The 14,724-nt window shown below is 59.4% G+C and carries 15 protein-coding genes; 7 read left to right on the top strand and 8 right to left on the bottom strand.

Annotated elements, in window-relative coordinates:
• Positions 1-317 precede the first annotated feature (317 nt).
• Positions 318-749, bottom strand: coding sequence for an OsmC family protein (locus FH08_RS0129955; protein ID WP_031361889.1), 432 nt, complete (start codon positions 747-749; stop codon positions 318-320).
• Positions 750-946: 197 nt separating this feature from the next.
• Between FH08_RS0129955 and FH08_RS0129950 the strand changes: the two genes are divergently transcribed.
• A complete protein-coding gene (locus tag FH08_RS0129950; RefSeq protein WP_031361888.1) occupies positions 947-2,287 on the top strand; it encodes an NAD(P)/FAD-dependent oxidoreductase in 1,341 nt (446 codons plus the stop codon).
• 619 nt (positions 2,288-2,906) lie between these two features.
• On the opposite strand, the gene FH08_RS0129945 is transcribed toward FH08_RS0129950, so the two are convergent.
• Positions 2,907-3,122 (bottom strand): hypothetical protein, encoded by a 216-nt coding sequence (locus FH08_RS0129945; RefSeq protein WP_031361887.1) that lies wholly within the window; start codon positions 3,120-3,122, stop codon positions 2,907-2,909.
• A gap of 232 nt (positions 3,123-3,354) precedes the next feature.
• On the opposite strand from FH08_RS0129945, the gene FH08_RS0129940 reads away from it, so the two are divergent.
• Complete coding sequence (locus FH08_RS0129940; protein ID WP_031361886.1) at positions 3,355-4,005, top strand: DsbA family oxidoreductase; 651 nt, start codon at positions 3,355-3,357, stop codon at positions 4,003-4,005.
• A 30-nt stretch (positions 4,006-4,035) separates the two neighbouring features.
• Here FH08_RS0129940 and waaC read toward each other — a convergent pair whose 3' ends face one another.
• Together waaC and FH08_RS50685 are read right to left on the bottom strand one after the other, a co-directional pair.
• Entirely contained in the window at positions 4,036-5,046 is a 1,011-nt protein-coding gene (gene waaC / locus FH08_RS0129935) for a lipopolysaccharide heptosyltransferase I (RefSeq protein WP_031361885.1), read from the bottom strand.
• A gap of 348 nt (positions 5,047-5,394) precedes the next feature.
• A complete protein-coding gene (locus FH08_RS50685; protein ID WP_075583399.1) occupies positions 5,395-5,502 on the bottom strand; it encodes a neutral zinc metallopeptidase in 108 nt (35 codons plus the stop codon).
• Between the two features lie 283 nt (positions 5,503-5,785).
• Here FH08_RS50685 and FH08_RS0129930 point away from each other — a divergent pair, with 283 nt between their 5' ends.
• The 3 genes from FH08_RS0129930 to FH08_RS53010 are packed head-to-tail and all read left to right on the top strand — an operon-like array spanning position 5,786 to position 8,337.
• Positions 5,786-7,198 (top strand): cytochrome ubiquinol oxidase subunit I, encoded by a 1,413-nt coding sequence (locus tag FH08_RS0129930; RefSeq protein ID WP_031361884.1) that lies wholly within the window; start codon positions 5,786-5,788, stop codon positions 7,196-7,198.
• Position 7,199: 1 nt separating this feature from the next.
• On the top strand, positions 7,200-8,201 hold the full coding sequence (gene cydB, locus FH08_RS0129925) for a cytochrome d ubiquinol oxidase subunit II (RefSeq protein WP_031361883.1): 1,002 nt from the start codon (positions 7,200-7,202) through the stop codon (positions 8,199-8,201).
• Positions 8,179-8,337 (top strand): hypothetical protein, encoded by a 159-nt coding sequence (locus FH08_RS53010; RefSeq protein WP_200878806.1) that lies wholly within the window; start codon positions 8,179-8,181, stop codon positions 8,335-8,337. The genes cydB and FH08_RS53010 overlap by 23 nt, the downstream gene beginning before the upstream one ends.
• Before the next feature lie 143 nt (positions 8,338-8,480).
• Here the strand turns inward: FH08_RS53010 and FH08_RS0129915 are convergent, their stop codons facing one another.
• Both FH08_RS0129915 and mnmH read right to left on the bottom strand, forming a co-directional pair.
• On the bottom strand, positions 8,481-9,536 hold the full coding sequence (locus tag FH08_RS0129915) for a permease (protein ID WP_031361882.1): 1,056 nt from the start codon (positions 9,534-9,536) through the stop codon (positions 8,481-8,483).
• A 33-nt stretch (positions 9,537-9,569) separates the two neighbouring features.
• On the bottom strand, positions 9,570-10,661 hold the full coding sequence (gene mnmH, locus FH08_RS0129910) for a tRNA 2-selenouridine(34) synthase MnmH (RefSeq protein ID WP_031361881.1): 1,092 nt from the start codon (positions 10,659-10,661) through the stop codon (positions 9,570-9,572).
• 322 nt (positions 10,662-10,983) lie between these two features.
• On the opposite strand from mnmH, the gene FH08_RS0129905 reads away from it, so the two are divergent.
• Both FH08_RS0129905 and eutC read left to right on the top strand, forming a co-directional pair.
• A complete protein-coding gene (locus FH08_RS0129905; protein ID WP_031361880.1) occupies positions 10,984-12,363 on the top strand; it encodes an ethanolamine ammonia-lyase subunit EutB in 1,380 nt (459 codons plus the stop codon).
• Positions 12,363-13,169, top strand: coding sequence for an ethanolamine ammonia-lyase subunit EutC (gene eutC / locus FH08_RS0129900; protein WP_031361879.1), 807 nt, complete (start codon positions 12,363-12,365; stop codon positions 13,167-13,169). Before FH08_RS0129905 ends, eutC begins: the two co-directional genes overlap by 1 nt.
• Positions 13,170-13,286: 117 nt before the next feature.
• Here eutC and FH08_RS49670 read toward each other — a convergent pair whose 3' ends face one another.
• A complete protein-coding gene (locus tag FH08_RS49670; protein ID WP_235210543.1) occupies positions 13,287-14,366 on the bottom strand; it encodes a fimbrial protein in 1,080 nt (359 codons plus the stop codon).
• Between the two features lie 95 nt (positions 14,367-14,461).
• The coding region (locus FH08_RS48700; protein WP_035567428.1) for a FimD/PapC C-terminal domain-containing protein at positions 14,462-14,724 on the bottom strand (263 nt) is incomplete at its 5' end.

The raw sequence follows: 14,724 nt of genomic DNA, 5'->3' as shown, positions 1-14,724 counted from the left end.
CGTCTGAAGATGCATGGCCAGCTATGGATAGCGTTCCTGCCTGCAAAACGTTGGGGAACCCTAAACCGTTACGCGTCAGTGAGTTGGCGGCTGCTCACGCATGTTGTCCACATGGCTATCCACAAAAAATGTGGATAAGTCGGGTCCTTGATTTTAGTCGGTCGCGTGTGTCAGTTGATCAATTGACTATCCGCGGGCAGGTCCACGGCGCTCAACCTGAAGGGCCTCACGACAGCGACGGGCGGAAAACTCCGCACAAAAGAAAGGGCGCGGCCAGTTTCGTGGCCGCGCCCTTGAGTACACCGGTCAAACAAAACTCAGGAGACGAATTCCGTGCTCAACGTGATCTTCGCGTTTCCAGCGAACAGCTTCGACACCGGGCAGCCCTCTTTCGCCGCGTTAGCGAGCTTCTCGAACGTGGCTGCGTCGGTGCCGGGCACCTTGCCCTTCAGGTCCAGATGGCAGGCCGTGATCGTGAAGCCTTCGCCGTCCTTATCCAGCGTCACGGTAGACTTCGTCTCCAGACTTTCCGCCGTGAGGCCCGCCAGCGTAAGTTGCAGGGACAGCGCCATCGTGAAACAACCCGAATGCGCAGCGCCGATCAGTTCTTCGGGATTCGTTCCCGGACCTTCTTCGAAACGGGCTGCAAAACCATAGGGCGCGTCTTTCAATACGCCGGTTTGCGTCGAAATGTAACCTTTACCGTCCTTGATGCCACCGCTCCATTTTGCCGATGCTGTCTTTTGCACGAGTGTTCTCCAGAAAGTCAGGGTGGGTACGCCGCGCAATACAGCCGCAGCATGGAATCGACCGTCAGGCCGACTGAAAATGCGCCGTCGGCTTTGACGCGCCATCGGGTTGAGGGAAGCACACAGGATGCCCGAAACCACAGCGGGTGGTTTGCCGGATCCATTTTCCGGCCCGGGTCCCTTACAAAGGAGGATAGATGGGTCCGCAAGTACTTGAAGTCATCGAAGATCGTGATTTACCCGAGCGGGTCGATGTTGTTGTTATCGGCGGCGGCATTATTGGCGTGACCACGGCCCTTTTTCTCGCCGGGAAGGGCATTTCAGTAGCCGTCTGCGAGAAAGGCCATATTGGCGGCGAGCAATCCAGCCGCAACTGGGGCTGGTGCCGCGCGACGCATCGCGACTTGCGCGAGCTGGAACTGAGTCTCGAAAGCCTCAAGCTGTGGCGCGAGCTGGACCGGACGCTCGGCATTGATACAGGTTTCCGGGAGTGCGGCATCCTCTACGCCGCCGACGACCTCAAGGCCCTCGCCGATCACGAAAGCTGGCTGGCGCGCGCCGTTGGCCTGGTGGGCCGCGAGGGGTTCGACTCGCGCATCACATCGAGCGACGAGACGGCCGGGCTGATGCCGGGCGCGGCGTGCAGGTTTACCGGCGGCATCTACACACCCTCCGACGGCCGCGCGGAGCCGCAGCGCGCGACACCCGCCATTGCCCACGCGCTGCGTGCGAAGGGCGTGAAGGTTTTAACGCCGTGCGCGGTGCGCGGTATCGAGACAAGCGCTGGCGCGATCAGCGGCGTCGTGACCGAATATGGCCCGATCCGCTGCACCAGCGTGGTGGTGGCGGGCGGCGCGTGGACACGCTTGTTTGCCGGCAGCGTTGGCGTTGAAATGCCGCAACTGTCGGTGCGCTCGTCTGTCCTGCGCACAGAACCAATCGACGGCGGACCGGAAGTCAGTGCGTGCAACCAGACGGTCGGATACCGCAAGCGGCTGGATGGCGGCTACACAATCGCAAATGCGTTCCGCAGCCTGGCCGAGATAACGCCCGACAGCTTCCGGCTGTTCAGCCAATACCTGCCGGCGCTGAAAAGCCAGTTCAGGTCGATGGACTTCGCGTTCGGCGAACGATTCTTCGAGGCGTTGCGCCAGCCGCGGACATGGCGCCTTGATCAACCGACCGTATTTGAAACCGTTCGCACGCTCGATCCGGCGCCCACTCAAAAATTCAACGATGTCGCGATCGACGCGTTTCGTGCCCTCTTCCCGGCGCTTGGACACGTGAAAGTGGCGCAGGCATGGGCGGGTTATATCGACGTCACGCCGGATGCCCTGCCGGTGATCTCGGCCGCGCAACAGGTGCCGGGCATGTTCATCGCCACGGGATTTTCGGGTCACGGCTTCGGGATCGGGCCGGGTGCCGGAAAGCTGATGGCCGATATAGTCGCGAACGACAAACCGCTGGTGGACCCGCGAGCGTTCCGGTTGAGCCGGTTCAGCGACGGCACGAAGATTGAGATGGACGGCGGGTTTTAACCGCGCAAAGCACAGGAATGCGAATGGTGCAAAATATTACGATTGGCATTTATAGCCTGCGTTGCCCCGAAGGCCCTTGCAGCATGGACGCCGGGAAAACATGGCATCGCAATTCGCATTCGCAGACCTCCCGTCCCTGCCTGACACACCTAGATAAAGCCGGTGCAAACGGGTAGTGTTAGTAATGTGCCTGCGAATACATTGGAATTAGCGCGTTAGCTAAATCTGCGCGGTGACTTCTTTGATAAGTGGAAGGCTTATGGGCGGCGATGCTTCTTAACGAGAACAAGTATTTTCTCTAAAGGGCGCCTACAGGCGCCCTTACTTTTTTGAGCACCCTCTTTTAAACATCAATTATTGAGATACAGAATGTGGCGACTCGCTGGCAATCTTGCTTCGCTCGTCGCAGTTGCCGAGAAAAAACACGCACACGCAATGGCCTCGCCGAGCGGGAGGCCCAGGGCTGCGGTTAAACACGATCGGCGGAGCCAAAGTTGAACGTCGTGGCGTGTCGGTCCCCTTGTGCTTGCAGAGAACCTCTGGCCCGAAGATACAACACCTCTAAAAGCGTGTCGCCCACGGCCAGCTCCGAGCAGTCGCTCAGAGCTGCTTTACAGTATTACTTGCCGATTACTCGACGTGCTTCGATCTCAGCAAGTTCGAGCGCAGCCTGTTCGGTTTTCACCGGACGCCCACATCCGCGTCCAATTGTTTGCCCAATCGACTCGTTTCCTTGCTGGGTAACAACGCGGATATAGCCCTTGAACATTGCGCCCGGTGCGGGCATTACTAACGCCTCGACGGTCTTGTTGCCCTTCGTTTCTTTGAATGCCATTGCGGCCCCCTGTTTAATAGTGGGCGGATCCTATCACGAACGGGCGTTCTACCCTTTCAGCGGCACCCTGTTGCGCGCTGCTCGGCGGCAATACGGCTCATTCACGCCGCATGACTAACCGTCATTCCGATGCTGTGAACGCGTGCAGCCGGGCTAAAGAGTGAACGGAAGTAAAGTCCAATGTCGGGTAGAATTTTGGACTAATTTTGGACCAATCCCGGACCGCCCTTATATGACAAGCTCCAAGCTGTATCTCGACGTCTGGTCCGACTTTGTGTGCCCTTTCTGCTATCTGGAGGTGCCGGTTATCGACCAGTTCAAGAATACCTATGGCGACGCGGTCGAAGTGCGTTGGCACGCGTTCGAACTGCGCCCCGAGCCCATGCAAACGCTCGACCCGGATAGTGACGAGCTGCACGAGACCTGGGAGAACTCCGTCTACCCGGTAGCCAACGAACGCGGTTTGCTGTTGCGCCTTCCGCCGGTTCAACCCCGTAGCCGCAAGGCGTTTGAAACCGCATTTTTCGCGCGCGAGTCGGGCCGATTCGACGTTGTGCATCGTGCAATCTTCAAGGCGTATTTCGAGGATGGCATCGATATCGGCGACACCGATGCGCTGCTGGATATTGCGGCCACCTGCGGCATCGATCCGGAATCGCTGGAAGAAGCATTGCTCGGCGATGAGCTCACCGACGCGGTGATCGAAGACGAAGAATTTGCGAAGAAGCTCGGCGTGACGGGCGTGCCGTTCGTCGTGCTGTCGCGTGACGGCGTGGGCAATCAGGAACCGCCGCCGCCCATCGCATTGCGCGGCGCGGCGCCAATCGAGCATTTCGAAGCAGCGATCGGACGCTTGTTCCCCGATGGATTTTCGGCCGCTTAAACGACCTTCAGCACACTTTCGAAGCTCGAATCAGGACACGGTCCCGGTTGCGACATCGTGAGCGGCGGGCGCCATCGATCCCGTCAACACGCCTTGTATCGCATCCAGCACCATCGCCACATTCGGCGGAGCGTGCTGATCGCCGACAGACACCGAATGCGCCGACGAGCCAATGCCGAAATGCTCGCGCGACGTCGCCGTAAAAATCATGACCGTGGGCCGGCCCAACGCATACGCCAGGTGGACCAGCCCGGTATCCATGCCCACGACCAGCGCCGACGCCTCAATACAATGTGCGCACTCGGTCACGGTCAGCTTCGGCAAGACAATCGCGCCCGGCACGAGCGCTGCAATCTGCTCGCCCTCCCGGCGCTCGCCTTCGGTGCCCCACGGCAGCGCGATCCGATAACCCCGCGCCGTCAGCGAACGTCCCGTCTCGGCCCATCGGTCGATTGGCCACTTCTTTTCATCGGCTGACGTAGCGTGGAACAGCATTGCGATGGGCGCGTCCTGCGGAAGCTGAAGTGGCGCGGCCAGCGGTGGCAGATGAAGATTGAAGTCGGGGGTTTCGTCAAAGGTATAACCCAGCGCATCGGCCACGCTCACGCGCATGCCACGCCACGCATCCGTTTTCGGCCTCGGCCCGAAACGTTTGTTGTACGCAAACGCCGCACCGAGCTCACCGAGATCCTTGTTCTTGTAACCGTAACGTCGCCGCCCGCGAGCCAGGAACGCGATGATCGCGCTCTTGTACACGCCATGGATATCCAGGATCACATCGTACTTCTCGGCCCGCAGCTCTCCGATGGACGCGGCGATGTCTTTCAAGTCCGACCAGCTTCGTGCCTTCTTGAACTTGCGCAGCGGCGCGCTCAATACGCGGTCCACGGCCGGATTCCAGCGAATGATGTCGGCAAAGGCCGCGTCTGCCGCCCAGTCGATCTTGGCGGAGGGAAATGCACGGCGAAGATCGGAGACGACAGGTTGCGTCTCTACGATATCGCCCAACGATGTCACCTTGACAATCAGGATTCGCTTCATGGGGATGCTATGGGACCTTTAATTCGCCGGCGCGTGGATTCATGCTTCGATGCGTGAACCGCTAGCGCTTGACGGCTGGATCGCTTGACCAATATTGCTCTCGGCAGATCGAAAGCTATTCGGATCATGATCGATTGAAAACCGGAATTCTAAAAAATTGGCTTAATGAATTGGCTTAGTGCCGCGCTGTCAGCATGTGTAAGTTCTGCGCCGCGCGTTCTGCCCGAATTATCCGTCGAATTAACGGTTTTCACTACTATTTCACGGTCTTTCATGGCCAAAGCGCCGAACGTACAGGCGCTTTGACAGTGAAACTTGCGTTGCCCGGTGATTGGGAAAGAACAGCGCTCAGAGCGTTTTGGAGCCGAAGGTGTCGCACTGCCCCAGATCGCCTGTCGCCAGTCCGCGATTCAACCAGCGCTGACGCTGCGCGCTCGTGCCATGAGTCGCATCCACCCGGCCGGCCGACTTTGACGCAGTGCGGTTGATTGTCGCGGAAATGACAAGCAGAAAATTTTAGGCATTAGCGCTCTCTCTCAAAAAAATCACTAATAAACAGCGAGTTACGGATCACGCACCTCAAAAATTGCGACATTTCCGCACATTCTCGCCTCCTGCCGCGTCGCACCATTCATCTCAAAAATTGGCTTAGAGTCACTCCCGTCGTACTCAGTCCAACCAACCAGCGCCCGCCCGCGAGCTCGTTTCGAGTGCGCCCGCGATGGATGCACAACCTGTCATGCATGCCACTCAGCAAGCGCTCGATCTAGCGCGTATCCAGTTCGCTTTCACCGTTTCTTTTCACATCGTTTTCCCGGCGCTCAGCATTGGCCTGGCGAGTTTTATCGCCGTGCTCGAAGGCATGTGGCTTAAGACCGGTAAGCCGGTCTACAAGGAGTTATGCCTGTTCTGGTCGAAGGTATTCGCCGTCGCGTTCGGCATGGGCGTGGTCTCCGGTGTCGTGATGAGCTACGAATTCGGCACCAACTGGGGCGGCTTCTCGAGCTTTGCCGGCCCGATTACCGGCCCGCTGCTCGCCTATGAAGTGATGACCGCGTTTTTCCTGGAAGCGGGATTTCTCGGCATCATGCTGTTCGGCTGGAACAAGGTCGGACCGAAAGCACATTTCGGCGCCACGCTGATGGTGGCCATCGGCACGCTGATCTCGACCTTCTGGATTCTTGCATCGAATAGCTGGATGCAGACGCCGCAGGGGTTTCGTATCGAAGGTGATCATGTCGTGCCGGTGAGCTGGTTCAAGATCATTTTCAACCCGTCGTTTCCGTACCGGCTTTCGCACATGGCGATTGCTGCGTTCATTGTCGCGGCGCTCGTGGTGGCGGCAGCGGCCGCTTATCACTTGCTGAAGGGACGCAAGGATCCAGCCATCAAGAAGATGTTTTCGATGTCGCTCTGGCTGCTGCTGGTGCTCACCCCGCTTCAGGCTGTGGTCGGCGACCAGCACGGTCTCAACACGCGCGAATATCAACCGGCGAAGATCGCGGCGATTGAAGGCTTGTGGGATACGGAAAAAGGCGGCACTGCACTGAACCTCTTCGGCATCCCGGACATGGAAGCTGAAACCACCAAATATGCGGTCTCCGTTCCGCACCTGGGCAGCCTGATCCTGACGCATAGCTGGGACGGTGAAATCCGTGGCCTCAAATCGTTTCCGAAAGAGGATCGGCCGAATTCGACCGTCGTGTTCTGGAGCTTCCGGATCATGGCCGGGCTCGGCGTACTGATGATCCTGATGAGCGTGGCCGGCTTCGCATTACGGCGGAAAAACAAGCTGTTCGAATCGAAGATGTTCCAACGCTTCGTGCTCGTGATGGGACCGTCGGGCTTCATCTCGCTGCTGGCCGGCTGGGTGACGACGGAAGCAGGACGTCAACCATGGGTTGTCTACGGCGTGATGCGCACGGCACAGGCCGTGTCGCCGGTCACCGCGCAGCAAGTGGGCACGACGCTGCTGATCTTCGTGATTGTTTATACGCTTGTGTTCGGTACCGGCATCTACTACCTGCTCAAGCTGCTTCGAACAGGTCCGGCGTTGCCCGGCACAGTCACGCTCGCACCCCGCATGGACGACGACAACCACACCGCGCGCAGGCCGCTGTCCGCCGCGACGCATTCAATCGAAGGAGCCTGACATGGACTTGTCCCTGACGTGGGCCGCGATCATCGCGCTGGGCGTGCTGATGTATGTAGTACTGGATGGTTTCGATCTCGGCATCGGCATCCTGTTTCCGTTCTTCCCCGAGGAGCGCGATCGCGACGTCATGATGAATACCGTGGCGCCTGTCTGGGACGGTAATGAAACCTGGCTCGTGCTGGGCGGCGCCGGCCTGTTCGCCGCGTTCCCGATGATCTATTCGACCGTGCTGTCGGGGCTTTACCTGCCGTTGATGTTCATGCTGGTCTGCCTGATCTTTCGCGGTGTCACGTTCGAGATCCGTTCGAAGGCGGCACGCACGAAGCACATGTGGGATCTTGCGTTTATCGGCGGATCGGCTGGCGCGACGTTCTTCCAGGGCGTGACGCTCGGTGCGTTCCTTAACGGCATTCCGGTAGCGGACGGACGTTTTTCCGGCGATGCCTTCACGTGGTTCACGCCCTTCAGCATGTTCACCGGACTCGCGCTGGTGGTCACCTATGCGCTGCTCGGCTGCTGCTGGTTGATCGCGAAGACGGAAGGCGATCTGCAACGCCGCTTTTATCGGATCGTTTGGCCGTTGACGCTGCTGCAATTGGGGACCATTGCGGTCGTCAGTATCTGGACACCGCTGCAGGACGCGGGCATTGCGACGCGCTGGTTCGATACCCCGTGGTTCTATCGGTTCCTGCCGGTACCTGTGCTCGTGGTCGCGTGTGCATGGCTGATGCGCAGGTCAATTCGTTCACGGCACGAAACGCAGCCGTTCATGATGGCGCTGGCGTTCGTACTGCTCGGTTATAGCGGCCTGGTGGCAAGCATTTCGCCCCATGCCATTTTCCCCGGCGTGTCGCTCTGGGAGCTCGCGGCTCCGCACTCGAGCCAGAAGTTCACGCTCATTGGCGCGGCGGTGATCTTGCCCGTGATCATCGCGTACACGACGCTGGGTTACTGGGTTTTTCGCGGCAAGGTGCGCCATGGCGAACATCACTATCATTGAGACCGATATCAAACACCGCAAGAGTTCGCGGCTCAAGAGCACGTTGTGGTTCGTCGCGCTCTGGTGTGTCGGCGTGGGTGGCGCAATGCTGCTAGCGCTGCCGTTCAAGCTGCTGATCCAGGCGGCTGCGCATTAGAACGTGGCGAAGATATCGAAGTACGTGCTCCAACTACGATGAGCAGTTGACGTCTATGAAAAAGGGGCCGTTTCCAACGCGAGTTGAAAACAGCCCCCTTGTTTATAACGCAACAGCAGACACTGCTGCATCACCAGCGTGTGTCAGACCCCCAGCGCCACCGCAAGCACCCCCGCCGCCACCCCGAACCCGACCACCGCGACCGCCACGAACGTCAGCACTCGCGGCGGAAAGGATCGGCCGAGCATGGCGACCGACGGCAAGCTGACCGGCGGCAGCGTCATCAGCAACGCGCCTGCGGGACCGACCGACATACCGAGCGACAACATAGCCTGGATGATCGGCACTTCGCCCGCTGTCGGGATCACGAACAACGTGCCCGCGATAGCTAGGCCCACAATCCACAGCACGCTATTGTCGATATTCGGACCAATGTGCGGAAACAACCACGCCCGCGCAGCACCAAGCACTAGCACGAGCAAGATATATTCGGGCACGAGCCGGATCGTCATGCGCCCGAGGATGCGAATCCAGCGCGTGAACGCCGTACCAGGATCTTCGGCGGTAACCAGCTTCGCCATCTCGCCGCGTGACGCTTCGGCTTCCTTCGGCGTCACCATCCGGTTCACGGCGTAACCCAGGCCGAACACCATGAGGATTCCCAGTGCGAGCCGCAATCCCATCCATTGCCAGCCGAGCACGAAGCCCATGAAAATCAGCGTGGCCGGGTTCAGCACCGTGTTACCGAGCCAGAACGCGATAGCCGCTCCCGGCGCCGCCTGACGCGCCCGCAGGCCGGCCACGACCGGCGCGGCGCAGCAGGTGCACATCATGCCCGGCAGCGACATCAGGCCGCCGTTCACCACACTGCCGAAGCCGCTCTTGCCAAGCGCGCGCGCCACCCATTGCGGCGGAATCAGCGCTTGCACCGCCGAGCCGAGCAGAAGCCCCAGGACCATTGCCTGCCAGATCGCCTTGCCATAGGCGATGGCGTAGTCGAGAGCAGCATGCCACGACGGCGCCGGCGCGCTCGCGGCGGTCCCCATCAGGATTGATTTACCGATGGAATGCTGACTGGCCGCCACGAACGCACGGTTGTAGTAAGGAAACCATTTGACGTAGAACAAACCCACGACCGCGATCAGCAAAAACGTGATCCAGCCGAGTGCGACGCGTGGTTGTCGAAGTGTGGATTGCATGGTCTTGGTGGCTTGTATTGGAATGAACCGGCGTCAGGCCGACGCGATCGGCGGCCTTTCGATCTGGGCCTGCTGCGCGGTGTCGAGCCGTGCCAGCAGCGCCCTTGCCTGCTCGACCACATCGGCGTCGTTCGGCCGGAACACCATGTGCGTGGCGTGCGGCAATTCGCTGAAATTCTGGCGGCTGCTCCGTAAATAGGCCGGATCGTAGTGCAAGTCGATCAGTTCACGGGCCAGCTCCGCCCTACGGCCTTCATCGATTAATGCATGCCAGACGCTCACCCGCTCGCGGCTATGCAGCCCGATGAGTCGCGACAGTTGCTGCTTGAACGATTCCGGATGTTGGAAAAGATGCGCGTAGTCATGCAGCAGGAACGTGGCGCGATCGTCGCGGCTTGCTTCAACCTCGACACACGCGCCGCGGTGAAACGTGTCCAGCAACGCGAGCGGCAAAGAGATCGCGCCGATCCGCCGGCTCTCCGCCTCGATAAATACCGGCCGGGTCGGATCGAAGCTGCGCAACGCGCAGGCCAGCAGCGTGTCGAACCATTTCTGCGATGGTTGCTGCTCACCCGGCAACGCACCAAGCAGGGAGCCGCGATGTGCCGCCAGTTGTTCCAGGTCCAACGTCTGCGCACCAGCTTCGTGCAATGCGTGCAGCAGACGCGTCTTGCCGCTGCCGGTGGGGCCGGTGAGCACGATATACCGGAACGTGGTCGGCAAATGATCGAGCGTATCGAGCGTCGAGCGACGATAGGTCTTATACCCGCCCTCCAGCTGCCGCGCCTGCCAGCCGATCATGCTGAACATTGTGGTGACGGAACCGGACCGGGTACCGCCGCGCCAGCAATAAATCAGCGGGCGCCAGTTGCGCGGTCGATCGGCAAAGATCGTATCGAGGTGCTGCGCGATATTGCGCGCGACCAGCGCCGCGCCGACGCGGGACGCCTCGAACGGCGACACCTGCTTGTACATCGTACCGACCAGCACTCGCTCGTCGTTGCTCAGCACGGGGGCGTTTAGCGCGCCAGGGATGTGGTCTTCCGCGAATTCGAGCGGCGTGCGGACGTCGATTATTTCATCGAAATCAGCCAGGCGATCGAGGGAAACAAGCAGGTTTTTCAAGGTGTGGCGCGCAAAAGTGCCCGGTTGGGAGAGCCAGATTATCGCATGCGGAAAGTCCGGTAACGGTGCGCCCGGCGTGCGGTCCATATTGGAGATCCGACATGGACACTCGGTCTGCCCCGTTCAAATTACCGGGTCCGCATTTTTGGCCGTTAATTATTTCACCGCATACTTCGGGTTAACGCCTGCATCGACCACAGGCTCTGGTCGTCAGCGAAGAATGCGGCTCAACCTGCGCACGACGCTTGCCGGATGCCTTAGCGCTGGCCGGCCGGCGAGCGCGAATAAGTGCCTGGAGAAGCCTTGGAACAAGGATTACGCAATGAGCTATAACGAAACCATCGGTTTGCGGACATACCGTTTCGACGACCTGAAGACGTTGCTGGCAAAAGCCAGCCCGCTGCGTTCCGGCGACCAGTTGGCTGGCGTAACAGCCGACACAGAAGAAGAACGCGTGGCGGCGAAGATGGCGCTGGCGCAAGTGCCGTTGCGCACTTTCCTCAACGAAGCCGTGATCCCGTATGAGAGCGACGAGGTCACGCGCCTTATTATCGATGACCACTCCTCCCAAGCTTTCGCCGATATTTCGCATCTCACCGTAGGCGATTTCCGCAACTGGCTGCTGGCAGACACCACCGATTCAGCCGCGCTGAGCCGCGTGACGGCGGGACTGACACCCGAGATGGTCGCGGCCGTATCGAAGCTCATGCGCAACCAGGACCTGATCCTCGTCGCGAAAAAACGGCCGGTCATCACGCGCTTTCGCAATACGATCGGCTTGCCTGGACATATGTCGGTGCGCTTGCAGCCGAATCATCCGACCGACGATGTCAAGGGCATTGCGGCATCGATGCTCGACGGCCTCATGTACGGCTGCGGCGATGCGATGATCGGTATCAATCCGGCGTCGGATTCGTTGAGTGCAATCACAACGCTGCTCCTGATGATCGACGACTTCCGGCGGCGCTATGAAGTCCCGACGCAATCATGCGTGCTCACGCATGTGACCAACACGATTGCTGCAATCGAGAAAGGCGCGCCGGTCGATCTCGTGTTCCAGTCGATTGCGGGCACCGAGAAAGCGAACAGCAGTTTTGGCGTCTCGCTGGCGCTGCTTCAGGAAGCGCACGAAGCGGGGTTGTCGCTGAAACGCGGCACCGTTGGCAACGACCTGATGTATTTCGAAACCGGCCAGGGCAGCGAGTTGTCCGCCGACGCGCATCACGGCGTCGATCAGCAAACCTGCGAAGTGCGCGCTTACGCGGTCGCGCGCAAGTTCAGCCCGCTGCTGGTGAACACGGTGGTCGGTTTCATCGGGCCCGAGTATTTATATGACGGCCGGCAGATCATTCGCGCCGGACTGGAAGATCACTTCTGCGGCAAGCTGCTCGGCGTCCCCATGGGTTGCGACATCTGCTACACGAATCACGCTGAAGCCGATCAGGACGATATGGACACCCTGCTCACGCTGCTGGGCGTGGCCAATGTCAATTTCATCATGGGCATTCCCGGCTCCGATGACGTCATGCTCAATTATCAAAGCACGTCATTCCACGACGCGCTGTATGTTCGCAATGTGCTCGGCTTGCGGCGCGCGCCGGAGTTCGAAGCATGGCTTGAGTCGATGCGAATTGTCGGTCCGCGTGGCATGTTGCTGAACCAGTCCGCATCACAACCGCTGCTTGAATGGATGAGCGCCTGATGACTGAATTCGACGATCCTCCCTCTTCCGTCGATGCCAATCCGTGGGACGCGTTGCGCCGCTTCACGAATGCACGCATTGCGCTGGGACGAGCGGGCAGCAGCCTGCCGACGGCACCGCTGCTGGCATTTGAGCTATCGCATGCGCAAGCGCGCGACGCTGTGCATCAACCGCTCGATGTGGCCGCGCTGCATGCGTCTTTACGTGCGTCCGGCTTCGATACGCTCGACGTGGAAAGCGCCGCCCCCGATCGGGAGCATTATCTGCGACGCCCCGATCTGGGGAGAAAGTTGAACGGTGAAAGTGCAGCGCGCTTGCGCGATTACGCGGCCGCCTCACCCGGTGCGTTCGATGTGGTATTCGTGGTCGCCGATGGTCTGTCGGCCTACGCGGCAGCACGTCATGCCGTGCCATTGCTCGAACGGATGCGCTCGAAGCTGGTAGGCCTGAGTATCGGTCCGATAGTCATCGCACGGCAGGCACGGGTCGCGCTCGGCGATGGTATCGGTGAGCTTTTGCGGGCGCGGATCGTGGTGATGCTGATTGGCGAACGGCCGGGTTTGAGTTCGCCCGACAGTCTCGGCATCTACCTGACGTATGAGCCGCGCATTGGCAAAAGCGATGCAGAGCGCAACTGCATTTCGAACGTGCGGCCCGAAGGTCTTGCCTACGATCCCGCCGCGTTCAAGCTGCATTATTTGCTGACAGAAGCGACGCGTTTGAAGCTGACGGGCGTCAAACTTAAAGACGATAGCGATGCGTTGTTACCGGCAGCGGCGGGATCGGGCTCGGCGTTGCCGCGGTAAGGCAAAGCGCGACGAGGCGACGATCATCGCGCGCGGCGCTTCCAACGGCATCGTTGCGCGATACCCCGTTGCTTCGCTCCGCCGGCTTGGTGATCGACCTTGTCGCGCTCATATTACCTACTGATACGACATGGTGAAGGTCGCTTTTGCATTCACCGATCCGCTGCCGATCTTGCCCGTGCGGATGTACCGGGCGGTTAGCGGAACGCTAAGCACGCCGCCCGTGGTTGGCGCGGGCGTCAACACAAACTGACCCGGGTTTCCCGGTACCGATGAGTCAACGCCGAACTTGACGGGCGTCGCGTTATAAAGAATTTGATAGCCGATACCTTGCGCAGTCGAGTCCGGACTGAGCGACAGCGTTGTCGTCGTGTTCTCTGGCGTGCTCACGTCCGTTAGCGTGGTGTACACCTTGGTGCCCGGGTCGCAGTTCAGGCCTATGTTCAGGCTCGTTTCACCATCGGTTGATCCGACATTCGGCAATCGGTAGGTGTAGGTCTTCGGCATGGTCACGGCTATGGAAGATGTCGTGACAGTGCAGGCCGCAACGGCGAATGTGCCGGTTGCAACACCCGAGAAACCGTTAGCCCATATCGTCAAGTTTTTTGAATTATCGTAATAGACTTCGTTATAAACAGTGGGAATTTTTGAGAGAGTTCCAGTAGGGCCGCTGGATGTCTTCATGAAAATTGCCGACACTTTGAGCGCAAAGGTTTTGAGTGTGCCGGCCGACGCCGATTTAATTGAGCAAACGACATTTCGGCGAGTCGACAGCACTTCGGCTGGGAAGTTACCGATATACGGCTTGCATGTCGAAGTGCCGTCGCCACTCTCGTAGATGTATCGAACACCAATGCCGGCCACGTCGGTTTGAAAATAGGCTGTCTGCCCTGGAACAAGGACCCCGTCGTATGTGCCTATCTGGATAGAGAGGGAGAGATTTGCCACCGGATCCGTTGTGCAACTTACGTTCAGAAGCGTGGAAAAGGGTGCGCTGGTGGTTCCCACAGGAGCATCGCGCGGGAAAAGCTGCGAGCCGACAGCGGGACTAAAGTTCAGACCCGATAGTGGCGTGCACAATATGGCGTCGGCAGCCTGCGCGTTCGAAATGCCAAAGACCATTGGCAACAAAAGCAGCAACATTGCAGAGAGTTTTTTCATCATAAAACAAGCTCCTGAAATAAGACCATTCAACACGTTCAACTACGCGGAACGTCGAAATTCATAAAGTCCGCGTTTATCGCCAGCGATATGTCACTTCGACTACCTTGCCTTAGGATCCATGCCACCGCCTATCGTGCAACAGTCGCCGGCGTCGCTGCGTTGTTCGCACCCGCCACCGTTTCACTCCCCGGCACGCAATGCGACTGCAGCGACAAATACCCGGGGTTATAAGCCTTCGCATCTTTCTTCGGCAGCGTATAAGCGATCCGGCATTGTTCAACCGGACCACTGCCCCATTTAACCGTCAGCGCACCCTGGTCTTCCAGTCCACGCGCAAATATTCTGCTGTCCTGACCGACCACACCCACGCTCTTGCCTTGTTCGTCTTCCA

The sequence above is a fragment of the Caballeronia sordidicola genome (genome assembly GCF_000729995.1).
Taxonomy (GTDB): domain Bacteria; phylum Pseudomonadota; class Gammaproteobacteria; order Burkholderiales; family Burkholderiaceae; genus Caballeronia; species Caballeronia sordidicola_A.
The sequence above is the reverse complement of the archived record's forward strand: the minus strand, read 5'-3'. Positions and strand labels throughout refer to the sequence as shown.

Excerpts from the sequence above, each read along its gene's own strand:
- FH08_RS0129950 (WP_031361888.1), top strand. The coding sequence starts at position 947 with ATGGGTCCGCAAGTACTTGAAGTCATCGAAGATCGTGATTTACCCGAG.
- FH08_RS0129945 (WP_031361887.1), bottom strand. The coding sequence starts at position 3,122 with ATGGCATTCAAAGAAACGAAGGGCAACAAGACCGTCGAGGCGTTAGTA.
- FH08_RS0129940 (WP_031361886.1), top strand. The coding sequence starts at position 3,355 with ATGACAAGCTCCAAGCTGTATCTCGACGTCTGGTCCGACTTTGTGTGC.
- waaC (WP_031361885.1), bottom strand. The coding sequence starts at position 5,046 with ATGAAGCGAATCCTGATTGTCAAGGTGACATCGTTGGGCGATATCGTA.
- FH08_RS0129930 (WP_031361884.1), top strand. The coding sequence starts at position 5,786 with ATGCATGCCACTCAGCAAGCGCTCGATCTAGCGCGTATCCAGTTCGCT.
- cydB (WP_031361883.1), top strand. The coding sequence starts at position 7,200 with ATGGACTTGTCCCTGACGTGGGCCGCGATCATCGCGCTGGGCGTGCTG.
- FH08_RS53010 (WP_200878806.1), top strand. The coding sequence starts at position 8,179 with ATGGCGAACATCACTATCATTGAGACCGATATCAAACACCGCAAGAGT.
- FH08_RS0129915 (WP_031361882.1), bottom strand. The coding sequence starts at position 9,536 with ATGCAATCCACACTTCGACAACCACGCGTCGCACTCGGCTGGATCACG.
- FH08_RS0129905 (WP_031361880.1), top strand. The coding sequence starts at position 10,984 with ATGAGCTATAACGAAACCATCGGTTTGCGGACATACCGTTTCGACGAC.
- eutC (WP_031361879.1), top strand. The coding sequence starts at position 12,363 with ATGACTGAATTCGACGATCCTCCCTCTTCCGTCGATGCCAATCCGTGG.